This is a genomic window from Vibrio sp. 10N.286.51.B11 (assembly GCF_041469245.1).
Taxonomy (GTDB): Bacteria; Pseudomonadota; Gammaproteobacteria; order Enterobacterales; family Vibrionaceae; genus Vibrio; species Vibrio crassostreae_C.
This window is the reverse complement of sequence record NZ_JBFRKI010000012.1, coordinates 310,350-332,471: the sequence shown is the minus strand read 5'-3', so window position 1 is coordinate 332,471 and position 22,122 is coordinate 310,350. Positions and strand designations below refer to the sequence as shown.

Below are 22,122 nucleotides of genomic sequence, written 5' to 3'. Positions count from 1 at the left end.
GAAAAATCGAGGATTAGGACATGTGTGGTATTGTTGGAATCGTGGGTTCAACACCTGTAAACCAGTCTATTTATGACGCTTTAACGGTATTGCAGCATCGTGGCCAAGATGCCGCTGGTATTTGTACCATAGAAAGCAATCGTTTCCGTCTGCGTAAGGCGAACGGTTTAGTAAAAGATGTTTTTGAAGCAAAACACATGCAGCGCCTACAAGGTGAAGTTGGTATTGGCCATGTTCGTTATCCTACTGCGGGTAGTTCAAGTGCGTCTGAAGCTCAGCCTTTCTACGTAAACTCTCCTTTTGGCATTACGTTGGCGCACAACGGTAACCTGACGAACGCAAACGAAGTTCGTGAGAAGTTGTTCGAAAAAGACCGTCGTCATGTAAACACAACCTCTGACTCTGAAGTTCTACTGAACGTATTAGCTCATGAGATCGATACTGTTAAAGGTAACGTAACTTCAGATGACGTTTTCCGCGCTGTGGCAAATGTGCATCGTACAATTCGTGGTGCTTACGCCGTAACGGCGATGATCATCGGCCACGGTATGATCGCATTCCGTGACCCACATGGTATTCGTCCATTGTGTCTTGGTAAGCGTGAAGTTCAAGGTAAAACAGAGTACATGGTTGCGTCTGAATCGGTAGCACTCGATGCTGTTGGTTTCGACTTCATGCGCGACGTAGCACCAGGTGAAGCTATCTACGCAACGTTTGACGGTGAGCTTTTCACTAAGCAATGTGCAGACAACCCACAACTAAACCCATGTATCTTTGAGTTTGTATACTTTGCACGCCCAGATTCATTCATCGACAAAATCTCGGTTTACAGCGCACGCGTTGAGATGGGTGAGATGCTTGGTATGCGTATTAAAGAAGAGTACGCAGACTTAGACATTGATGTAGTTATTCCAATCCCTGAAACATCAAACGATATTGCGCTACGAATCGCTCAAGCGATCAATAAGCCATACCGTCAAGGTTTCGTGAAAAACCGCTATGTTGGCCGCACATTCATCATGCCAGGTCAGCAACAACGTAAGAAGTCGGTTCGCCGTAAGCTCAACGCAATTCGCTCTGAGTTTAAAGGTAAGAACGTTCTTCTGGTTGACGATTCTATCGTTCGCGGCACAACATCAGAGCAGATCATTGAGATGGCTCGTGATTCTGGCGCAAATAAGGTCTTCATGGTTTCAGCTGCTCCAGAGGTTCGCTTCCCTAACGTTTACGGCATTGATATGCCGAGCGCGACAGAGTTGATTGCTCATGGTCGTGATAACGAAACGATTTGTAAGCAGATTGGCGCAGACGCCTTGATTTTCCAAACGCTACCAGATCTGATTTCTGCAGTGGGCATGGGCAATCAAGACATCTCTCGTTTTGATACTTCTGTATTTAACGGCGAGTATGTAACGGGCGATATCGACCAAGTGTACCTAGATTTCCTAGACTCTTTGCGTAATGACGACTCAAAGGTTCAGCGTGAGATTCAACAAGATCTTGCTAACTTAGAGTTACACAACGAAGGCGCTTAACTAGCGTTTCGTTAGTCATACAGAGTTTCGCTAGCGATACAGAAAATAAAAAACCAGAGCATCGGCTCTGGTTTTTTGTTTATAGAGAAGGGGATTGACCTTAATGAATGTGGTATGCGATCACAAAATCAATAAACAATCTCACTTTCTCTGGTAGATGGTCTTTGTGGTTATAAAGCATGTAAATATCACGAGGGTTAGCGCTCCAGTCTTCTAAGACTTGCACTAAGCTGCCATCTTCAATGTATTCACGAATCATCACGTCAGGCATCAGGGTGATACCTAGGCCTTCTGAGCACGCTTGTCTTACGACATTAAGCGCATTGGCGTTGAAACGGCCTTTCTCGCTATTCACCACCGTCTCTTCATTCGAATTACTCAGCTGCCACTTAATCAGCGGGTAGCCTTTGAGTAGCGAATGGTTCGCTAGCTCTTCAGCATGGCTTGGAGCTGGGTTCTTCGCTAAGTACTCAGGGCTCGCGATAAGAATATCTTTGACTTCACTGATTTTTCGAGCGATTAGGCTTGAATCACGCTGAGGGCCGACTCGGAAAATTACGTCCCACTCCGTTGGATCCAGCTGATCCGCTTGGTTGTTCATCATCAGCTCAATATTGATATCAGGGTATTGAATCATGAATTCACTGAACATTGGCATCATCATGCGCTTGGTCAGGTTTGAGGGTGCCGTAATACGAATCTTACCGGAAGCGCCTTTGCACACGTCAGTTAACTCTTCTGCAGTAGAAGAGAGACGTTGCAACAGCGGAGAGCATTCATTGAAGAAACGTTCGCCTGCCTCTGTTAAAGAAAGTTTACGCGCGTGTCTATTGAGAAGCCTAAGGTTCAAAGAATCTTCTAAGGCTTGGATGCGTCGTGTGATGGTCGCAACCGGAATCATAGTCTTGCGCGATGTTGCGGTGTAGCTCCCATTTTCAACGACGAGTCGAAAGAGGTTTAAATCATCTAATTTCATAAATCCAGACACATTTGTTTACAATCTCATCTAATTTATACGTAACAGTGAGATCAATGTTTGCGTTACGTCAACTCGTTGCACTATTTACAAGTATTCCAACCCTCGTCACGAATTACCAGTAAAGAGTGCAAATTTGTGTATTTAGCATTTTATTACTAAGTTTTATATTAGTTCTTAGAACAGATAACAATAATAATTCGACTTAGTTTTGTGAGGTTATAGATTATGTACAAAACTCACAGTCAGCCAGTAATGACCTCGGCTCAGGAAGTAATTAACCAAAAATGCGTGATGTTGGTTGATGATGATCCTATTTTTCGCCGTATAACCAGCGCGTACCTAGACAAGGTCGGTTATAAAGTGGTTGAGGCTGAAAATGGACTGGACGCTTTGCAGAAACTTAGAGACTCAGCGCCAGATTTAATTGTGTGTGACTTATCAATGCCAATACTTGATGGCATAGAGCTTGTGGAAGAGCTCAGTTTAGAGTACCCGTCACTGCCTATGATCGTTGTGTCTGGCACTGATGATATGTCTGACGTGGCGAAAGCCTTGCGATTTGGTATTAAAGACTTCTTGGCGAAGCCGTTAGAGGATCACCGTCACCTAGGAAGTGCGATTGCGAATACATTGACAGATTCGTTCGATAACATTTCAGACCAACGAGATTTTTCGAGCCAATGGTTCTGTGTGGATGATGGGGGAGAGATCCCTGAAGACCAAGAACTGCATTGGCACCTGAATTACCTTCAAGATAACCCAAGCGCAGCAAAAGACTTACTGCATGCGCTGCTTCCAGAGAAAGATACGCGACAAGGCTCATGGCGTTGCAGTTACCGGTTACTGCAATCAACAGAGATGATGCCACTTGTGTTTGACTATGCGTGGATGATGAACGGGCAGTTTGCTTTTTACCTCGTCGATTCATCGTCGTCTGATAATGGCGGCTCCGCGACAACATTGTTAGTGAGAGCGCTGTTCCACGATTACATAAGAAACAGAAAAGATTTTAATGTTGATCTCAAAGATATTGCTGAAATCTTAGAGAAGGGGATTCGTTGCTCTAAATGCTCCACCCCAGTGAATGCCTTGTTTGGTGTTGCTGACCTTGCCGAGGGAACCATCTCCATTTTGCCTGCGGGTCTAGACGGGCAATGGTCGAATGGTGAATTGAATCAATATATTGCAGCAGGTGAGCGCTTGGGTGAGAACTGCAAGAAGAACTTTATTACGCGGGACCTTCCGATCGAACAGGGCTGCCAACTGTCGTTGAGCCTACTTGGAGCGGCAAGTTTTAGTTTAGACATACACCAAGGGTCTACTGATTAACCCTATATTTCCTCGGTTTTTGTGAATAATTGATTAAGGTATAGTTGCGCAAATGGTGTGGCTATGCCTTTTTTGTTAAATGTCGATTTAGCAAAGCGGGTTTGGTTCGCCGGATACTTACCTTCACTAACAAAAACAAGAAGCAATCATGGCAGATAACAAAGACTTTCAAGACCCGTTTAATGTATTCTACTTTTTAGGATTTTTAGCCGCATTTTTAATGATTCCATTGCTACCAGCAACACTTACGTTGATCCGTGTATTCAATGGTTACGCAACATTCTAGTTAAGCTGTCGTCGCCGATTGGTGATAGCTAACTCAAGGAGGCCACAATTAGCGTTCGAGTTTTAAGCCTCAATATTGCTGGTGGCCTTTGTATATTTCTCGCAGTTCTAGGGATAGTTTTGCCCGTTCTGCCAACCACTCCTTTTCTCCTTCTTGCCAGCGCATGCTTCATGCGAAGCAATCCGAAAGTTCATAAATGGATGCATGAGCACAAAACGCTGGGTCCTTTGCTGAACAATTGGTATCAACACGGTGCCGTCACCAAACAAGTTAAAACGCGTGGCGTATTCTTTATCTTGTTGAGTTTTGCGTTATCCATCTACTTTGCCCCTATCATTTGGGTCAAGGCTTTCCTAATTTGTGTACTTGTTATTCTTCTCACATGGTTTATGCGACTTCCAACCCATGAGTTGGTTGCTGACAGCAAAGAAAATCACTACCATTAAGCCAGTGTGCCTGCTTGTATAGCGGGCGTTTATTATTTCAGCAATCAGAGTTATGACTCTCGTTGCAATGAATACCAATCGTACCTTTCCTTAATTCCGAGCGTTGATGTTTGATTCGTTAACGAGAGTTTGGAAAGCGGCCTAATGAAGTGCATAAGATTATGAACACAGAAAAAATCTCTCTGATCAAAGCAAGCATCAAAAGCATTCCTGATTACCCTAAAGCGGGTATTTTGTTCCGTGACGTAACAAGCTTGATGGAAGATCCAGTAGCTTACAAAGCGACTATCGACCTGCTAGCGGAAACATACAAGGACATGGGCTTTACTAAGATCGTTGGTACTGAAGCTCGTGGTTTCCTATTTGGTGCGCCTTTGGCACTTGAGCTAGGTGTTGGCTTCATTCCTGTTCGTAAGCCGGGCAAGCTGCCTCGTCAAACTGTGGCACAATCTTATGAGCTTGAGTACGGCACCGACACTCTAGAAATCCATACTGATGCTATCGTTGAAGGCGATAAAGTGTTGATGGTTGATGATTTGCTAGCAACGGGCGGTACGATTGAAGCAACAACAAAGTTGATTCGTCAGCTTGGTGGTGTGGTGAAACACGCTGCATTTGTTATTAACCTTCCAGAAATCGGTGGTGACAAGCGCTTACAAGGCTTAGGTCTAGAAGTGTTTAGCATCTGCGAATTCGACGGTCATTAATCCTTTTCGGAATTATTCATGAGCTATCTTGCGTTAGCGCGAAAATGGCGACCAACCAAATTCAAAGAAGTGGTTGGTCAAGCCCATGTTTTAACAGCATTAGAGAATGCCCTTAGCCAGAATAGGTTGCACCACGCATACCTGTTCAGCGGTACACGAGGTGTTGGTAAAACAACCATCGGTCGTTTGTTTGCTAAGGGACTCAACTGTGAAACAGGCATTACCTCAACACCTTGTGGTGAATGTGCAACCTGTAAAGAAATCGATGAAGGTCGCTTTGTTGACCTGCTCGAGATCGATGCGGCATCACGAACTAAGGTAGAAGATACCCGCGAGCTTCTGGACAATGTTCAGTACAAGCCTGCACGTGGTCGCTTCAAGGTTTACCTAATCGATGAAGTCCACATGCTTTCCAGGCACAGCTTTAACGCGCTTCTAAAGACCTTAGAAGAGCCGCCTGAGTATGTGAAATTCTTGCTCGCAACAACGGATCCACAGAAGCTTCCAGTAACGATCTTGTCGCGTTGTTTGCAGTTCCATCTTAAGCCGATCAGCGTTGATAATATTCACGAGCAGCTCGATCATATTCTTGAACAAGAAGATGTGACGTCTGAATCTCGTGCGCTTGGAATGATTGCTCATGCTGCTGATGGCAGTATGCGTGATGCGCTAAGCCTTACAGACCAAGCTATCGCATTGGGTAATGGCAATGTCGTAACAGATACTGTTGCTCACATGCTCGGAACACTGGATACCGACCAAGCTATCCACTTGCTTGAAGCGATTAGCAGTAAGCAGCCACAGCAAGCGATGGCGTGTATCCAAAGCCTTGCTGAGAACGGTGTTGAGTGGGATGGTTTGCTGAATCAGCTTGCGGCCCAACTGCATCGTCTTGCGATGTTCCAAGCTTTACCATCTACATTAGATAAGGCACAGCCTGACGCTGAGAAGCTTGAACTACTGAGCAAAGCGCTTAGCCCACAAGACATTCAACTCTACTACCAGATCGTATTGAAAGGTCGTGAAGACTTACCATTGTCGCCAACCGCTCGCGTTGGTATTGAGATGGTGGTTTTACGCATGTTGGCATTTAGACCAGCTGAACAAGCGGTTGCTACGGCAATCTCGACTCAGTCGGCAAGCCCAGCGCCAGTTCCAGCAGCTCAAGCTCAGAACGTTGCTCAGTCAGTGAGTCAACCTGCGCCAATGGCAGCTCCGAGACAGCCTCAGATGCAACAACAGGCGCCTCAACAGCAAGCTATGCAGCAGCCACCCGTGCAACAGACTCCGCAGCAGAATCCAGCACAGTATTCAGATTCGCAAGGTTACGCTGATCATTCAGGTAACCAAGGTTATCCTGAGCAGGATTACCCGCATAGCCAGTATGACGCGCCTCCTGCTTATGATGAGCGTCCAAGCTACGGTGCAGAGCAGCCTCAGCAGCAACAAACGAATTATCAAAACCAGAGTCCGGTTCAACAGCCAAGCGCTGCACCTTCTGCTCCGCAAGAGCAGCCAGCGCGTGCAACTTCGCCTGTGAGTGGTTTACGCCACCAATTACGTTCTCAACGTAGAGGCAGTTCGGCAACAGAAAACAAAGGCTCGGCGCCAAAAAAGGCTAAAGCGACACCAGCTAAAACTTCAGTTCTTGATCGAGTTGCTCAGCAACACGGTGGTTCTGAGCGGGTGTCGCCAGCTTCTTTATCATCCTCTTCGACAGAAAATGTGACCAACGATAATGAACCTTATCGCTGGAAACCGTCTAAACCTGTAGTGAAAGAGGTGAGCAAAGAGCTTACACCTACTCAGATCAAGCGTGCGTTGGAGCATATTAAGACACCAGAAATGGTCGATAAATTGCTTCAAGAGTCGATTGCTCAAGATGAATGGTCAGCCACGATTCAAAAGCTAGAGACAGCCAAGCTTGTTGAACAGTTAGCATTGAACTCAGTGTTTGCTAAAAACGACACATCAATCACTTTAACGTTAAGAGCGAGCCAAGCTCATTTGAATACCGACCGTGCGCAGAGTGAGCTATTGCAGTCTCTCAATACTGTGCTTGGAGAAGAGTGTCATTTGAGTGTTGAAATCGGTGATGGTGGAGAAACGCCGCTAGAATTACGAGAACGACTGTATCAAGGTAAGTTGAAAGACGCGTTTACCGCTTTAGAAAACGATGCCAACGTACAGTTCATTGAAAGACGTTTTGCCGCTGAACTCGACAGAGACAGCGTTCGTCCTATCTAGAACGTTTTCTTGTTTAGTGACCGGCATATCATCCCAGATAAGCAAATCTGAGAACTGAACATCGAGGGGTTGAATCACACTGTTTTAACCCCCATTTAAGCTCGTATAGCTTAATTAATTTTAATAAACCAATTAGACCAGAGAGTATTAACATGTTTGGTAAAGGCGGTATGGGCAACATGATGAAGCAAGCCCAGCAAATGCAAGAGCGCATGCAAAAGCTTCAAGAAGAAATCGCAAATATGGAAGTTACAGGTGAGTCAGGTGCTGGCCTTGTAAAAGTAACGATCACTGGTAGCCACAGCGTTCGCCGTGTTGATATCGATGAAAGCCTAATGGAAGACGATAAAGAGATGCTTGAAGATCTTATCGCTGCTGCTTTCAACGATGCGGCTCGTCGCGTTGAAGAAACTCAAAAAGAGAAAATGGCTAGCGTAACTGGCGGAATGCAACTTCCACCAGGTATGAAGATGCCTTTCTAAGTAACTTATTCTTAAAGGTTAATTCAGGTGGTGGTTTGTGTTGAACAGGCTATTACTTGAACATTAGAACGGTTAAATATGCGTACCAGTCATATGCTGGAGCATTTGATGGAGGCCTTACGTTGTCTACCTGGGGTTGGCCCCAAGTCGGCGCAGCGTATGGCCTTTCATTTGTTACAGCGCGATAGAAAAGGCGGCCTACAGTTGGCTGAAGCTCTTAGCCAAGCAATGACCGAAATTGGTCACTGTAATGAGTGCCGTACTTTTACTGAAGAAGATACTTGCCACATTTGTACCAATCCTAAACGTCAGGAAAATGGTCAAATCTGTGTAGTAGAGAGCCCAGCAGACATTGCAGCAATAGAAGCGACAGGCCAATATTCTGGTCGTTACTTTGTGCTTATGGGTCACCTTTCACCACTTGATGGTATTGGTCCAAGTGATATCGGTCTCGATGTTCTGGACTACCGCTTACGCCGTGGTGATATCTCTGAAGTAATCCTAGCGACTAACCCAACAGTTGAAGGGGAAGCGACAGCGCACTACATTGCTGAGCTATGTAATGCCCATGAAGTGAACGCAAGCCGTATCGCTCATGGTGTTCCCGTTGGTGGTGAGCTAGAGCTGGTGGATGGCACCACGCTTTCGCACTCCTTACTCGGTCGTCATAAGATCTAAAAAAGCCGCTTGGTGAAGCATCACTAAGCGGCTTTTTCTTTTATTGCTTTAGACGTTTTTCAGCGCTTAATCTGAACCTCTCACCGCTTTGTATATCATCGCGCCAATCACGGCTCCAATAATCGGTGCAACCCAGAATAACCATAGTTGCGAAACAGCCCAATCACCGACAAATACGGCTACACCAGTACTTCGCGCAGGATTCACCGAGGTATTGGTTACAGGGATACTGATAAGGTGAATTAGGGTCAAACAAAGACCAATTGCGATAGGTGCAAACCCAGCGGGTGCTTTCGAATCCGTCGCGCCCATAATCACGAATAGGAACACCATGGTCATGACCACTTCACAAACGAGAGCTGCTGTGAGCGAGTAGCCGCCCGGTGAGTGTTCACCATAACCATTTGAAGCAAAGCCAGATGCCGCAGCGTCAAAGCCTGCTTGGCCTGAAGCAATCACAAATAACACACCACCCGCGATAATACCGCCAATGACCTGGGCAATAATGTAAGGTGCGACGTCTTTGGCATCAAAGCGGCCACCGCTCCAAAGACCAATTGTAACAGCAGGGTTGAGATGACAGCCGGATATATGGCCAATAGCAAAAGCCATGGTGAGTACGGTTAAACCAAACGCGAGGGAAACCCCGAGTAAGCCGATACCTACATCGGGAAAAGCAGCGGCTAAGACGGCACTACCACAACCACCTAACACCAACCAAAATGTACCGAATATTTCTGCGATATACCTATTCATAACGATCCTTATTAATCTGTACCAGTATCAACAAGATAGTTTAGATTTCGCAGAAGTGTGAAATCTTGTGTATATAGTTGAAAGAAAGAACAGAGAATCTTATGTAATCACTTCGAACTCGCACTAAAGATCGTTAAGGTCAGTCGTATTCTATCGCTATTTTAGCAAGTAAGAGTGACCTGATAATTAGCCGTATTTGTGTCAGTATTCTTTTTATTTAAACTACGATGAGTTGATAAAAATTAAGTAAGTTCTACTTCTACCAACACCCCAAAGTGATCTGATACAACCGGATAAAAATCGTGATTAAAAATCACCTTATGCTGCTTTACCACTACAGGCTGATTACTAAGTACTAAATCAATGCGTAACGCTTGGCTATTTTGCTCCCAACCATCAATGTTTTTAATGACAGTGGTTCCATCATCTTTGATTTCAGCAACTTCATAACAATCCATCAAACCGCGTTGTAATACGTAATCATAGCCTTCATTACGTATATGGCTTGGGTTGTTGAAATCGCCTAATAGAAAGCTCAACTCTGTTGGTAAAGTTGCCTTGATTCGGTCGAACTGATCCTCAAATGAGTTCTCTGAGTCATTCCACCAGCCACAATGACAATTATAAAGATTAAAATCACCCTGTTGAGAGGTCACTTTAATACGCACTGCTCGCCGATGTTTCCAAAAGCTCACATCATAGCTATCACTTAAATCAATGACCTCATGTTCGACAATCGGTAGTCGCGTTAAAAATGAGAGCCCCTCTTGATATACTTCATAACTTTGATGAACGAAATCCCACGTAAGTTGGTAGTGATGACCGTATTCCATGAGTTTTTTCTGTAATAAATAACCATAGTTATTCGCCAACACAGTGTGATTGGTTAATATATTGGCATCAACGGCCGGGCTATCTTGATGTTGATTCACTTCCTGTAATGCAACCACATCGCACCCTTGCTCGATAATGGCTTGCGCGACCACATCTAACTTTTCTAGCTGTTTTTCTTCTTGCCAACTGTGGGTATTTAGTGTCATTAACTTCATTATTATTCACTTATTTATTCTAGTGAGATAAAACGCAGCGCAAGGCTGCGTTTCTCGAGGTTATTTGATCTAAAAAGAATTACGCAGGTTGTGCTGAATATTTCTCTATTAACTTAGATTTAATAACATCCACCCCAGGGCCATAAATAACTTGTACACCCTGTTCTTTAATCACAGCACCAAGAGCCCCTGTCGGCTTCCATGACGCATATTCAGCAACCAACTTCGGATCATTAACTGTAATACGCAAGCGAGTCATACAAGCATCAATCTCAGCAATATTGGCACGGCCACCTAAATTCTGAATAATAATGTTCATCTTCTCATCTTCTGACATCGATTCTGAGCTTTCATCCAGGTAGTTACCCATACGACCCGGTGTTGGTAACTTCAATTTCACGATTAGGAAGCGGAACAATCCATAGTTAACCACAAAGAAAACAATAGAAACTAATGCAAAGCGAACCAGATCACCACCGATGCCCGCTGAAACCATCATAGGTATACGAGTGAGTAACTCAATCAAACCAAAGGCATGTACACGTAGGTCCATCACATCGACCAACGCAAATGCAACTCCTGTTAACACAGCATGTGCAACATACAAAACGGGAGCGATAAACATAAACATGAATTCAATAGGCTCAGTCACACCGGTTAATAACACAGCAAGACAGGCAGATAAGAACATTGGCTTATATTGTGCGCGCTTATCACTATCAACACAGTGATACATCGCAAGTCCAATACCAATCAATGAAGAGGCTGCGATAATAACTTGGCCTGCTTTAAAGCGTGCTGGGTGCACCGTATCTAACAGGTGTTGGTAAGTTGTCGGATCGCTTAATTTAAGATTATTTAAATCGCTGACCCAAGCAAGCCATAATGGATCTTGACCATAAACACTTGAGCCCGCATTCATCCCAGTCAAAAGCTCATAAGTACCACCCAACTCGGTGTAATTCATTGGAATAGTTAAAGTGTGGTGTAAACCAAATGGCAGTAATAAACGCTCTAACGTACCATACAAGAAAGGAGCAGTGATCGGTGCAGTGTCTTTAGAGGTAGCAATCCATTGACCAAAATCATTAAGCGTACCTTGAATTAAAGGCCATATTACAGATAAACCAAACGCAATAATCAGCGAATAGAAAATAACAACAAAAGGTACAAAACGCTTACCGTTGAAAAATGCTAATGCCTGAGGTAAGCGAGCGAAGTCATGATAGCGGTTAAATAAGTTGGCACCTAAATAGCCAGACATAATACCGATAAACACACCCATATTTAGGGCAGGAGCACCCAAAATATTCGTGAAGAATTGAGAGACAGGTAACTCAGAACCAAATAGGCTCATCACAACCGCTTCTGGGTCACTGAGCATAGCGTTATCCACGCCCAATATAACCCCAGTGATACGGTTGATTAAGATGAAGGCAATTAGCGCGGCAAATGCGCCACCTGCACGCTCTTTTGCCCACGAGCCACCAATCGCGACCGCAAATAATAGGTGAAGGTTAACAATGATCCCCCAACCTATGTTTTCCATTATAGCGCCTAGTGTTTCAATGGCACCAAACCCACCCGCATACATTGCGACCACTTTACCTAGTGATATCATGATACCAGCGGCAGGCATCACCGCGATAACAACGATAAGGGACTTCCCAAATCGTTGCCAAAAATCAAACGATAGTAACTTACTCATAAATAGTTCCTTGATTTAAATACAGGCTAACGTTATCAGCGCCTAGCCATAAATATAATTTAGTGCTTTCTTGCAAATATATACGCGGCATAAGCGGGGGCTATTTGCGTTGTTATAAAATCTGAGCGAACGTGTTCATTGTTAATATTCTGATTATCAAGCATTAACTCGCCTAATTGGGTGCAGTCGATATCAACAACGCTCTCTTGTGGACTTAAATTGGTAATAATGGTCCATGTCATATCTTGAGCAACACGTTGATAAACATAGATATTAGGATCGTTAGCTAGCAGTAATTGATAACGGCCAACCACTAAGCTTTCATGTGACTTACGCAAAGCAATCAACTGCTTATAGAAACCTAAGATCGAATTTGGATCTTGCTGTTGTTGCTCAACATTGATATCTGCATACTGTTGATTCACCGAGAACCAAGGTTGCACCTCAGAAAAACCGGCAAAATCCTGGTCATTCCATTGCATTGGCAAGCGACTGTGGTCGCGGGATACTTGATTTAACAAGGCTAAGATATCGGCATCGCTCTGACCTTGTTGCGATAGCTTTTGAATTAAATTTCTCGCAGACACATCGTTAAATTCGTCAAGAGAAGTAAACTGATGATTTACCATACCAATCTCTTGGCCCTGATAAATAAATGGAGTTCCTTTCATCAAGAAATAACAACTCGCTAACGCGGTAGCACTGGCATACCTAGAGTTAGGATCGGCAAAAGTATCAATACTACGAGCTTGATCGTGGTTTTCTAAATAAAGCGCATTCCAGCCTTTACCTTCTAAGGCATCTTGCCAACGCGATAAAATGCGTTTGAACGCCACGAGATCGAAATTCTCGTTGCTTTGTTCTTCCGACCATAGCTTCATGTGTTCAAACTGAAAAATCATGTTAAAAACACCACCTTGATCGTGCTCGGTCGCTTCAGCAACCCAAGGCAATGCGTTGTCGGCCGTCACCCCATTGGCCTCACCAACGGTCACGATATCAAAAGGCGAAAACGCCTGCTCTTTTAACTCATACAGATGTTTTTCAATCCCTGCCACATTCATATGATAATCGAATGAAGAGACATAGTTTTCACCCTTTGGATTGGGTAAAGAGGGTAAACCAGCTTGTTTTTGAATATGGCTAATTGCATCGACACGGAAACCATCAATACCTCGTTCCAACCACCAATGAATCATTTTAAATAGTGCTTGTTTAACTTCAGGGTTTTCCCAATTAAGATCTGGCTGTTTTTTAGAAAATAGGTGCAAATAATATTGTGCAGTTTTGTCATCATATTCCCATGCACTACCATGAAAAATACTTTCCCAGTTATTTGGTTCGCAAGTCGGCTTTTCAGCTGTAGGCTCACAACCATCACGCCAAATATACCAATCACGCTTAGGGCTATCTTTGTTATCTCGCGATTCGATGAACCATGGATGCTCATCGCTAGTGTGGTTTATCACTAAATCCATAATAATGCGAATGCCACGTTCATGAGCAGCAGTGATTAATTTATCCACATCCTCAAGGGTTCCAAAGTCAGGATGAATCGCTTGATAGTCACTGATATCGTAACCGTTATCATCATTCGGTGATGCGTAGAATGGGCAGATCCATATTAAATCAATGCCCAAATCAGCAAGATAATCTAGCTTAGCAATGATCCCATTGATGTCACCAATACCGTCCTGGTTTGTATCATAAAAACTACGGGGATAAATTTGGTAGGCAGTTGCTTTCTTCCACCACGCGAGTGGTTTTGAGTGTAGATTATTAGCGAGTGTCATCGGTTATACTATGTGTGTTATCGTTAACACATAGTGTTAAATGGAACCTATTTGGACTCAATACAATTTCAGAGAAACTGTGAACTTTCTCTCATTCTTATGTCGAATGTGCCTTCAACGGAACTGAAATCGCGCTTGAGCAATTTTTTGACAGCTTGGTAGCCCACTTGATAGTAGTTAAAAGCGACAGTAGTCAGGCTTGGGACTAACAAATCGCTGTAGTCATAGTCACCCATGCCTACAATCCATAAGTTATGACCAATCTTGAGTTGCTGTTCTTTGGCGCGACGATATAAACGAATAGCAATATTATCGGTGGCACAAAAGTAGACATGATTAGGCTGTAATTGAATTGCCTGGTAGCCGGCTTTGTCCTCCGAGTTGGCTAGAGCTTGTAGTGAAAAATTCAACTCAGGGACGGTGTCAGTAATGGTGGCTTGCATCAACTTAGTACGGCTGGAAAGCATACGCTCATCATAAATATAATGTACGGCTGCCAGCGGTGCCTGCTGTTGTTTTAACTGAGTGATGGTTTGGGAAACGAGTGCTTTAATTGCAGCATGGTCGGGGTAATATAAACAGCAATGGTGGGGGGTGTTTTTACCAATAAATAACACATTGTCTAAGGTTTGATAAAACGTCTCTTCGACACTGTGCTTTGAAGCAATAATAATAGTGCCCAATGCATTTAAGCCATTAAACTCTCTCACAGCTTGGCATTCTGACTCATGGTTAAACCCTGAGGCATGAAAAAGCATTCGTACTTGTGATTCATTGGCAGCCGCCAGTGCCCCTTTGATTACTAAACTAGTTGTATATGACTCAATGCGAGGAGCAACGAAACCAATAATATTAGATTGGCTACGAATGGAACGAGCAAATATATTAGGGGTATAATGATTTTCTTTGACGATAGCATCAATTTTAAGGCGATTTTCAGCCGAGACATAACCGTCATTAAAGTAACGTGACACGGTCATTGTTGAAATTCCAAGCTGTCTTGAAATCTCCGCCATGGTCATTTTTTTACTCATCACATTTTCCTTCCATAATGTATTATTGCCATATTATCCAATATATTGGCTGACAACAAAGTAAATAAAAACGCTACCTGATGATATACACATAGTACTTCAAGTTTATAAGATATTGTCCACTTCTTGACCTGAACTGAATACCCGTAGTTACGGCCTTGCTAGCTCAGGTCTTCAGTGCAACGACTGCTAATTTAAAAATGGGCAGGAGATATCACCGACGTAGCTACAAACAAATATTGGCTATAATTAGTTGCCATTATTGACCTTTATTCAAGGCAAGTTATTGGTTGGTTTATGGGTACGAGAATAAAGGCCTCATTGATCTGTGATGTCTTATCGATGGCTTTATTTCGCCGAGAGTTTCCTGAAACGGTTATTACTCATAGCGAGGTAGTCAGTATTGTTTGAAAGACTATTGAGGCCTCATAAGCACCTATAACCTAAAGCAAAGTATGAGTAGGAAAAGAAATTGCTGGGATATAGAAAAGGGCTAATACGCTTAGGTAATAGCTTCTAACTCGATCAGGTTATCAAGGGCTTCTTGGTCGGTTTTACCACAAATGACAGGGCAAGCTTTGAATTGGTGACATACCTTCGGGCGTGAAGGTTGACCAAATAATTTGCAGAGATCTTGCTCATTTAATTGGATGCAGCGTACCCCAGCAGGCTTACCATTAGGCATTCCAGGAATAGCAGATGTAATACTTGGAGCGATACAGCATGCTCCACAACCTAGGCGACATTCCATCAAATTAAACTCACTAAATAACAGGGTGCGCGATAGTAGCAAAAAATGATGAGAGTGACAGCTGTTGATTGAATCAAAGAATGAACAATTATTATCCTTGAACTTTTTATGGGCTAGCGGTATAACACGCACCCCAGTAAAAGAGTAAGAAGTAATCCTATGACGAATCCATTTTGGCAAGAAAAGACACTAGAACAGATGACCGAGAACGAGTGGGAATCACTTTGTGACGGTTGTGGTAAGTGCTGCCTGCATAAACTAATGGATGAAGATAGCGATGAAGTTTACTACACCAATGTGGCGTGTAGCTGGTTAAACGACAAAACATGTTCGTGTAAAGATTACCCGAACCGCTTCACTTCAGGTGAAGAGTGTTTGAAGCTGACTCGTGACAAGATCGATGAGTTTCACTGGCTACCAGACACTTGTGCTTACCGTCTTCTATCAGAATCTAAGCCGATCCCTGAATGGCACCCGTTGATCACCGGATCAAAAACAGAGATGCATGCAGCAGGTGAAAGCGTTCGTAACAAAGTGGTATACGAAATCGATGTTGTCGATTGGGAAGAACACATCTTGAACCACCCGAACCGCTAGTTAACGAAGACTAGTCAATCACCCGAATAAAAAAAGGCTCACATTTCTGTGAGCCTTTGTCGTATTTAGGAGGGTCCAAATCAATGGACTGTGTCATGGCTAATGTCAAGCAAGCGGTAAGTCTGCAACCACCTGGTTGAACGTGATACGAGCATTCTGAGCTTGCTCAGATAACTCGATCTTTTTCGCTTGTGCGGCACTAAGATTACTCTCGGCCTGCTCAAGTGCTTGTTGTAGGTTCTCTGGTAACTCGTGAGTTTCCATTTGTGAACCTTGTTCTAACACATAAGCGCGAATTTCTTTCTTCACTGCGGCAAGTTCTGTGTAAGCAACACGCTCAAGTTCTGCGGCTTCTTGTGCTGCATCTCTTTCTTTCTCAAACTGAGCCAACGCCATACCTTCAGCAGACCAAGGGTCCATGTCTGGCAGTTCTTCGATGTTGATCGTTGGCTCGATATACGCATCTTGATGGCGTAGGTCGAGGTTAGTCGCACGAACCGCTGAAATCATCAGCATCACAGAGATAGCAAGCAGTGGTAAGCCACCAACAATCGCCGCCGTTTGTAGCGTACTTAGACCGCCTAAGAACATTAGAATCGTTGGTAAGAACGACAGAGTAAATGCCCAGAACATACGGTTCCAGCGCATTGGCTCTTCGGTCACGTTATTTTGTACAACAGACGCTAGGATGTATGAGATAGAGTCAAATGTTGTTGCCGTGAAAATGATACACAGCATTGTAAATACAGCGATAACCAGCGTGCTCATTGGCAATTGTGCAAGCATCGAGAAGATAGCTTTGGTTGCGCCTTCCGCATTCAAAATGGCAACGACATCTAGCTCACCAGAAAGCTGCAGTGATAGGCCGTAGTTACCTAAGATCATGAAGAACAGGAAACAACCTAGAGAACCAAAGAAGATCGACCCTGACACCATTTGTTTGATGGTTCTGCCGCGAGAGATACGCGCAACAAACAGACCCATACTCGGTGCAAATACTAGCCACCATGCCCAGTAGAAAATCGTCCAGTCTTGTGGGAAGTGAGTGTTTTCGAATGTACCGTAACCACCAAATGGTTCAGCCCACGTTGCCATCACGAAGAAGTTAGACAGTAGACGACCAATTGAGTCTAAGCCTGTTTCTAACATGAAGATTGTTGGACCCGCGATCAGAACGAAAGCCAGTAGACCCATCGCACCCCAGAAGTTGATGTTACTTAGGATCTTGATGCCTTTTTCCAATCCAGCATAAGATGAGTAAGCAAAAATCGCAGTACACACTAAAAGCACCATCACTTGCGTTAGGTTATTTTTAGGTAGACCAAATAGGTGATTTAGACCTTCAGTGATCAGAGGAGCGGCTAAACCTAATGTTGTTGCAGCGCCGCCTAATAGACCGAAAATGAATAGGATATCAACGATCTTTCCTGGTACGCCTTTACTACGGTGTTCACCAAGAACAGGCATTAATGCGCTTGAAATCTTTAGAACAGGTTGTTTACGTACGTAGAAGAAGTAAGCGATAGGAATTGCCGGGATTAGGTAGATAGACCATGCGATTGGTCCCCAGTGGAATAGGCCGTAGGTCGCAGCCCAGCGTACTGCTTCTTCACTGCCAGGTTCTAGTTGGAAAGGCGGTGATTGGTAGTAGTAAGCCCACTCAATACAGCCCCAATACAAGATACTTGCACCGATACCGCCACAAAATAGCATGGCAGCCCATGATGCAGTTTTAAACTCAGGCTCTTCATCAGCTTCGCCTAGTTTAATTTGTCCCATATCACTGAATACTACGTACACCATAAATGCACAGGCTGCGAGACCTAGAGCAAGATACAGGAATCCGAGTTGATCAGTCATGAATGTTTTCGCAACCGCAATCCAGTCTGCGCCCTGTGCAGGGAACAAAATGAGCGGGAAAACTATCGTGAGTAGGAGTGCTATAGCACCAAAAAAGGTTGGCTTATCGATAAGCTCAAAAGTGTTTTTCACGAGTATTATTCCATTAAAATGAGAGCGGAATTATGGAATGAACTCGTTTTTTAGACCTAATCGGGTCTATTGTCGTAACGATAAATCGCTTTTATTCTAGAGAATGCGATAGGTTGGCAAGGCTAAATGAGTGCGAGAAGAATACCGCCTACGGTTGCCGCTGCGGACAGGTATTGCCCCGCTGAATAAGAACCATCATCTTCTTCTTCAATCTTATCTGGGTGATCCATACCCAAGGCACCATGAGCGAATGACTCAACTTTATCGGTAACTGTCGCGTTTTCTGCTTCGACTTTCTTCGCTTCTTTATCAATTTCTTTTAGGGCAGATAAGAGTGCTTTGCCTTCATCAGAAAGCTTAACCGTATTTTGCTCAACCTTAAGCGGTGTAGGCTTTTCAGCTTCGTTAGCTGAACTCTTAGCGTTCATCTGCGAAGGCGAATACAGCTGAGTATTACTCGTTCCTACTGGCGTCATATAGCTCTCCTTACCTATCCTTAAATATAGTATCGGCAGAGGTGTGAAAAACTTGTGCAATTAATCATCGATAGTGATGTTTTTTTATTCGCACATTACATTTTCGTCTGCTTGGTTAAATCGTCTATTTACTAAGCAAGTCTTGTGCCGATAAGAATGTTTGATTTTAGATAGAGTTAGGATGAATGACGGGAACGTGATCAAGTTGTGACGATGGGCTAATTATCTAGGATTAGCCCATCGACTCTTTAGCTTAGAAGAGTGGATCAACAGATCCTACTCACACTCTAGGCTAGCGCTACGTTTTGACAGATGCTTGTATGTCTTCATTCGGTTCTCTTTCTTAACAAAGCGAGCCGGCGGCGAAAGCACTTCAAGCTGATAATCACCGCTATCCGATGAGATCGCTTCAACCGGGCTGATGATGGCGATTTTTAAATCAGGGTTACGACGTAGAATTGATGCCGCCGTCCCTAAACCACCCTCGGTGTGGAACTTGCCAGCCACGTGAATCACTTGTTTATCAGGGTTTGATGCTAGGTAATCCACAATCGACTCAGCCATGGTTTCGTCCCAGGTAACCTGAGCGGCAAACTGCTTTTCTGTTTGCTCTGGCGTACCGTGATGCATAGAAGCCATGAACTTTTCTTTGTAAGGGCTATCGCCAGTATCCACTTCGGCAGCAATCCATTGGCGTTGCTCGGTCGATAATTGGTCTAGGTAAGGCAATCCTTTACGGCCAATACACTGCACGAATGGCTTTGGTGCATTTGCCGCAATAACATCGACGTCGTTGGCTTTTGCGAACTCAACTAACGCGCGGTAATCACTTTCGTAATTTGGCCAAGCTGCCGCTTGAGACATGAGAATTTGTTCGCCAATTTCGCCGTTTAAGTATTGGTCAAGTGTGGCTTGGTGCTCTCGAGTGAACTGTTCCATTGAAAGCGCAATGTTTGATGTTGCGTTGCGGCGCGCTTTTAAGAAGTCGGTTTGGAAGCGGTGAATGGCAGAATGCGTGTGCCATTCGCCAATTAGAACCACATCAGCGTCAATCAGCTGCTCGGGTAATGCATCGAGAGAAAGTGTTTCGCCTTGTGGAGAAGCGAACTGGTAGTCATAGAATGTGGAAACGGATTCCGTTTGAGCCACTTTTTGAGAAGTGTCTTTTGCAGGTTGACTAGCACAAGCCGTGAGAAGAGTAGCTAATCCGATAAGAATAATACGTTGCATGAAATGCCTCCTTGAAGAACACGCATACTAAAGGAGGCAAGATAAGATTTCAATGCAAACGATAATCAATATCAATTAAATTTGTTTGCGGTACACTCGCAGCATAAAGTCAGCTTCACAGTTGAATTGCTCTGCCTCGGTGAGTTGTAGTTTAAACTCTTCACTCGCCTTCCAAGCAAACGGCGTCATCTGTAGCAGGTCGAATGCATCTGACCCCGATAGTTCCATCATATAGTTTAGTTGCTCTTGATGCTCAAGCGTAAAACCTTCGATCACTTCTGGATCTTCGTCGTGCAAGCGAACGCCATCATAAATTGCATCACGCAGTTGATACAGGTGTCGGCTAGCTGGTGTCACGGTGATCACCACACCATTATCTTTGATGGTGCGTTGTAACTCTTCAGCCTTGCAAGGCGCGTAAATGCGTAGAATTCCGTCTAAGCTGTTTTCAGCAAAGGGTAGGCGATGGCTTGATGCAACTGAGAAGTCGACAGCAGGGTAGCGTTTAGCGGCGTATTTGATAGCAATCTTAGAAATGTCTAGGCCAAAAGTAGCCCCTTTCTTTTCTTGAAGATTCACAGCAATTTCGTTGGTGTAATAACCTTCGCCACAACCAATATCCAATAGGCTAGGCGTCTCTTCTGGTAGATAGCGAGAACACAACGTCACCACCGCTTGGCGCATTGGGTCATAGTGGTTACCTTCAAGGAAGCGACGACGTGCCTGCATCATCTCTTTGTTGTCACCTGGATCTTTTGAGCGTTTGTGGTGCGCAGGCATCAAATTGACGTAGCCTTCTTTCGCTAGGTCGAACTGATGGTTCTTTTCACACTTAAACGTACGATCGTTTTGAGATAAAGATTGGTGACACAAAGGGCATTGGTAAGTCATGGAGACCTCTAAAGGAGAATAGACAGCGCAAGTGTAACGAGCTAAAACCAAAAAGTAAAAGAGCGACATAAAGCCGCTCAAAAATCGTTTTTTATAACTGTATTTATACGGTTATTGGGCACTAATCACAGTAATCAGCTGGTGGCTTTCACCAGGCTGTAATGTTTTTCCTGCTTCTAGGCTTGGTGCGTGCAGTGTTGATTCAACACATAGCATGGTTAGGTAACCGTCGTCTTGCATGTCGCCCATACCCGCAGCGCCTTCTGCCCACGGGTTCCACAGTACTGCAGAGTTATGACCGTGGTTTTCAACTGTTAGCGTGCGATCCAGCTTCTTGTCAGCAACAAAGATTTGCGCTTCTGGTTGCGTGTAAACGCGGTCAATCGTGTCGGTCAGTACCAGTTCAGATCCACCTTGGCAGATCTTGCCACCTTGCAGGCTATCAATGTACTCAGCACCCATACCAGTGGTGGTTGTGTTGTGGATATCGCCAACGTTTAGGTAAGTGTGTAGTGCACCAGAGAAAGTCCATGGCTGAGAATCAGTGTTCTTCACGTCCAGCGTTACTTTTAGTTGTTCGCCGATCTCAACATTCAAGCGAGCATCAAACTGATGAGGCCATACTGCTAGCGTCTCTTCGCTTGGCTTCAGACCTAAGCTAACAATCACGCCAGCTTCGCTTTCACGGTGTTCAACCAATTGCCATTCACTTGAACGGGCAAAACCATGTGCTGGTGCTGCAATGCGGCCAAACCAAGGCCAACATACTGGAATACCACCACGCAGAGCCGTTTTACCATCGAACTTAGCTTGTTGGCTCATCCAAATTAGGTCTTCTTGACCTTGCGGTTGGAATGACACCACATGGCCGCCAAACAGTGAAATCGCTGCGTTTGCTTTATCGTGGATAACGCGAACCAGTTTTACACCTTCGTGTTCAACGATAGTGACGTTGTCAGAAAGTACCGCCAGTGCAGGTAGAGTAGATAAATCCATTACATGATCCTTCTAAGGAAATTGAATTCAAATGCTGACTAGAGTGATGCTTGTGTTTTCATGAGTAACAAGCAGAGTCAGTATTAGAATTGAATTTTGCGTTTGGGCTATCTTGATGAGCTTAGACAGACGCGGTTTAAAAGATAGCAGGCATTAAAAA

General features: G+C 44.2%; 21 protein-coding genes and 1 pseudogene. 10 read left to right on the top strand and 12 right to left on the bottom strand.

Annotated elements, in window-relative coordinates; all coding sequences use genetic code 11:
* The first annotated feature begins 20 nt into the window (after positions 1-20).
* The gene (purF, locus tag AB4154_RS08405; protein ID WP_017062345.1) at positions 21-1,535 is read left to right on the top strand and encodes an amidophosphoribosyltransferase; all 1,515 of its coding nucleotides are present in this window, start codon (positions 21-23) and stop codon (positions 1,533-1,535) included.
* Between the two features lie 100 nt (positions 1,536-1,635).
* Here purF and AB4154_RS08400 read toward each other — a convergent pair whose 3' ends face one another.
* Positions 1,636-2,511 (bottom strand): LysR family transcriptional regulator, encoded by an 876-nt coding sequence (locus AB4154_RS08400; protein WP_017062344.1) that lies wholly within the window; start codon positions 2,509-2,511, stop codon positions 1,636-1,638.
* 228 nt (positions 2,512-2,739) lie between these two features.
* Between AB4154_RS08400 and AB4154_RS08395 the strand changes: the two genes are divergently transcribed.
* The 7 genes from AB4154_RS08395 to recR all read left to right on the top strand — a co-directional run bounded on the left by AB4154_RS08395 (position 2,740) and on the right by recR (position 8,689).
* Entirely contained in the window at positions 2,740-3,843 is a 1,104-nt protein-coding gene (locus AB4154_RS08395) for a response regulator (RefSeq protein WP_102332530.1), read from the top strand.
* A 148-nt stretch (positions 3,844-3,991) separates the two neighbouring features.
* The gene (locus AB4154_RS08390) at positions 3,992-4,129 is read left to right on the top strand and encodes a hypothetical protein (protein WP_017067606.1); all 138 of its coding nucleotides are present in this window, start codon (positions 3,992-3,994) and stop codon (positions 4,127-4,129) included.
* A 74-nt stretch (positions 4,130-4,203) separates the two neighbouring features.
* A complete protein-coding gene (locus AB4154_RS08385) occupies positions 4,204-4,575 on the top strand; it encodes a YbaN family protein (RefSeq protein ID WP_029225617.1) in 372 nt (123 codons plus the stop codon).
* 161 nt (positions 4,576-4,736) lie between these two features.
* Positions 4,737-5,282, top strand: coding sequence for an adenine phosphoribosyltransferase (gene apt, locus AB4154_RS08380; protein WP_372122692.1), 546 nt, complete (start codon positions 4,737-4,739; stop codon positions 5,280-5,282).
* Between the two features lie 18 nt (positions 5,283-5,300).
* On the top strand, positions 5,301-7,529 hold the full coding sequence (gene dnaX / locus AB4154_RS08375; protein ID WP_372122690.1) for a DNA polymerase III subunit gamma/tau: 2,229 nt from the start codon (positions 5,301-5,303) through the stop codon (positions 7,527-7,529).
* Between the two features lie 152 nt (positions 7,530-7,681).
* On the top strand, positions 7,682-8,011 hold the full coding sequence (locus tag AB4154_RS08370) for a YbaB/EbfC family nucleoid-associated protein (protein ID WP_017062338.1): 330 nt from the start codon (positions 7,682-7,684) through the stop codon (positions 8,009-8,011).
* Between the two features lie 78 nt (positions 8,012-8,089).
* Positions 8,090-8,689 carry a recombination mediator RecR gene (gene recR, locus AB4154_RS08365; protein ID WP_019823189.1) on the top strand — a complete coding sequence of 200 codons (600 nt, stop codon included), beginning with the start codon at positions 8,090-8,092 and terminating at the stop codon, positions 8,687-8,689.
* A 66-nt stretch (positions 8,690-8,755) separates the two neighbouring features.
* Here the strand turns inward: recR and aqpZ are convergent, their stop codons facing one another.
* From aqpZ to AB4154_RS08340, 5 genes are all read right to left on the bottom strand, one after another.
* Entirely contained in the window at positions 8,756-9,445 is a 690-nt protein-coding gene (gene aqpZ / locus AB4154_RS08360) for an aquaporin Z (protein WP_017070744.1), read from the bottom strand.
* Positions 9,446-9,687: 242 nt separating this feature from the next.
* Complete coding sequence (locus tag AB4154_RS08355; protein WP_170962780.1) at positions 9,688-10,494, bottom strand: endonuclease/exonuclease/phosphatase family protein; 807 nt, start codon at positions 10,492-10,494, stop codon at positions 9,688-9,690.
* Between the two features lie 79 nt (positions 10,495-10,573).
* Positions 10,574-12,202 (bottom strand): PTS transporter subunit IIBC, encoded by a 1,629-nt coding sequence (locus tag AB4154_RS08350; RefSeq protein WP_102393277.1) that lies wholly within the window; start codon positions 12,200-12,202, stop codon positions 10,574-10,576.
* Between the two features lie 59 nt (positions 12,203-12,261).
* Positions 12,262-13,995, bottom strand: coding sequence for an alpha-glucosidase (locus tag AB4154_RS08345; protein ID WP_102320046.1), 1,734 nt, complete (start codon positions 13,993-13,995; stop codon positions 12,262-12,264).
* A gap of 68 nt (positions 13,996-14,063) precedes the next feature.
* The gene (locus AB4154_RS08340; protein ID WP_017070321.1) at positions 14,064-15,029 is read right to left on the bottom strand and encodes a LacI family DNA-binding transcriptional regulator; all 966 of its coding nucleotides are present in this window, start codon (positions 15,027-15,029) and stop codon (positions 14,064-14,066) included.
* 140 nt (positions 15,030-15,169) lie between these two features.
* On the opposite strand from AB4154_RS08340, the pseudogene AB4154_RS08335 reads away from it, so the two are divergent.
* A pseudogene (locus tag AB4154_RS08335) lies at positions 15,170-15,511 on the top strand (DDE-type integrase/transposase/recombinase); the annotation flags it as partial.
* A gap of 20 nt (positions 15,512-15,531) precedes the next feature.
* Here AB4154_RS08335 and AB4154_RS08330 read toward each other — a convergent pair.
* Positions 15,532-15,780 (bottom strand): YkgJ family cysteine cluster protein, encoded by a 249-nt coding sequence (locus AB4154_RS08330; protein WP_017059389.1) that lies wholly within the window; start codon positions 15,778-15,780, stop codon positions 15,532-15,534.
* Between the two features lie 159 nt (positions 15,781-15,939).
* Here AB4154_RS08330 and AB4154_RS08325 point away from each other — a divergent pair, with 159 nt between their 5' ends.
* On the top strand, positions 15,940-16,377 hold the full coding sequence (locus AB4154_RS08325) for a YcgN family cysteine cluster protein (RefSeq protein WP_229647121.1): 438 nt from the start codon (positions 15,940-15,942) through the stop codon (positions 16,375-16,377).
* Between the two features lie 105 nt (positions 16,378-16,482).
* On the opposite strand, the gene AB4154_RS08320 is transcribed toward AB4154_RS08325, so the two are convergent.
* The 5 genes from AB4154_RS08320 to AB4154_RS08300 all read right to left on the bottom strand — a co-directional run bounded on the left by AB4154_RS08320 (position 16,483) and on the right by AB4154_RS08300 (position 21,962).
* Positions 16,483-18,369: a BCCT family transporter gene (locus AB4154_RS08320; RefSeq protein ID WP_017063436.1), complete on the bottom strand. Its 1,887-nt coding sequence runs from the start codon at positions 18,367-18,369 to the stop codon at positions 16,483-16,485.
* Positions 18,370-18,491: 122 nt separating this feature from the next.
* Positions 18,492-18,845: a hypothetical protein gene (locus AB4154_RS08315; RefSeq protein ID WP_017070749.1), complete on the bottom strand. Its 354-nt coding sequence runs from the start codon at positions 18,843-18,845 to the stop codon at positions 18,492-18,494.
* A 276-nt stretch (positions 18,846-19,121) separates the two neighbouring features.
* Positions 19,122-20,075, bottom strand: coding sequence for a ChaN family lipoprotein (locus AB4154_RS08310; protein WP_372122688.1), 954 nt, complete (start codon positions 20,073-20,075; stop codon positions 19,122-19,124).
* Between the two features lie 75 nt (positions 20,076-20,150).
* Positions 20,151-20,966: a 23S rRNA (guanine(745)-N(1))-methyltransferase gene (rlmA, locus tag AB4154_RS08305; RefSeq protein ID WP_372122686.1), complete on the bottom strand. Its 816-nt coding sequence runs from the start codon at positions 20,964-20,966 to the stop codon at positions 20,151-20,153.
* A 111-nt stretch (positions 20,967-21,077) separates the two neighbouring features.
* Positions 21,078-21,962 carry a D-hexose-6-phosphate mutarotase gene (locus AB4154_RS08300; RefSeq protein WP_102332525.1) on the bottom strand — a complete coding sequence of 295 codons (885 nt, stop codon included), beginning with the start codon at positions 21,960-21,962 and terminating at the stop codon, positions 21,078-21,080.
* Positions 21,963-22,122: the final 160 nt, after the last annotated feature.

Bases quoted from the DNA above. Each gene is read 5' to 3' on its own strand.
- purF (WP_017062345.1), top strand. From the start codon at position 21: ATGTGTGGTATTGTTGGAATCGTGGGTTCAACACCTGTAAACCAGTCT.
- AB4154_RS08400 (WP_017062344.1), bottom strand. From the start codon at position 2,511: ATGAAATTAGATGATTTAAACCTCTTTCGACTCGTCGTTGAAAATGGG.
- AB4154_RS08395 (WP_102332530.1), top strand. From the start codon at position 2,740: ATGTACAAAACTCACAGTCAGCCAGTAATGACCTCGGCTCAGGAAGTA.
- AB4154_RS08390 (WP_017067606.1), top strand. From the start codon at position 3,992: ATGGCAGATAACAAAGACTTTCAAGACCCGTTTAATGTATTCTACTTT.
- apt (WP_372122692.1), top strand. From the start codon at position 4,737: ATGAACACAGAAAAAATCTCTCTGATCAAAGCAAGCATCAAAAGCATT.
- dnaX (WP_372122690.1), top strand. From the start codon at position 5,301: ATGAGCTATCTTGCGTTAGCGCGAAAATGGCGACCAACCAAATTCAAA.
- AB4154_RS08370 (WP_017062338.1), top strand. From the start codon at position 7,682: ATGTTTGGTAAAGGCGGTATGGGCAACATGATGAAGCAAGCCCAGCAA.
- recR (WP_019823189.1), top strand. From the start codon at position 8,090: ATGCGTACCAGTCATATGCTGGAGCATTTGATGGAGGCCTTACGTTGT.
- aqpZ (WP_017070744.1), bottom strand. From the start codon at position 9,445: ATGAATAGGTATATCGCAGAAATATTCGGTACATTTTGGTTGGTGTTA.
- AB4154_RS08355 (WP_170962780.1), bottom strand. From the start codon at position 10,494: ATGAAGTTAATGACACTAAATACCCACAGTTGGCAAGAAGAAAAACAG.
- AB4154_RS08350 (WP_102393277.1), bottom strand. From the start codon at position 12,202: ATGAGTAAGTTACTATCGTTTGATTTTTGGCAACGATTTGGGAAGTCC.
- AB4154_RS08345 (WP_102320046.1), bottom strand. From the start codon at position 13,995: ATGACACTCGCTAATAATCTACACTCAAAACCACTCGCGTGGTGGAAG.
- AB4154_RS08340 (WP_017070321.1), bottom strand. From the start codon at position 15,029: ATGAGTAAAAAAATGACCATGGCGGAGATTTCAAGACAGCTTGGAATT.
- AB4154_RS08330 (WP_017059389.1), bottom strand. From the start codon at position 15,780: ATGGAATGTCGCCTAGGTTGTGGAGCATGCTGTATCGCTCCAAGTATT.
- AB4154_RS08325 (WP_229647121.1), top strand. From the start codon at position 15,940: ATGACGAATCCATTTTGGCAAGAAAAGACACTAGAACAGATGACCGAG.
- AB4154_RS08315 (WP_017070749.1), bottom strand. From the start codon at position 18,845: ATGACGCCAGTAGGAACGAGTAATACTCAGCTGTATTCGCCTTCGCAG.
- AB4154_RS08310 (WP_372122688.1), bottom strand. From the start codon at position 20,075: ATGCAACGTATTATTCTTATCGGATTAGCTACTCTTCTCACGGCTTGT.
- rlmA (WP_372122686.1), bottom strand. From the start codon at position 20,966: ATGACTTACCAATGCCCTTTGTGTCACCAATCTTTATCTCAAAACGAT.
- AB4154_RS08300 (WP_102332525.1), bottom strand. From the start codon at position 21,962: ATGGATTTATCTACTCTACCTGCACTGGCGGTACTTTCTGACAACGTC.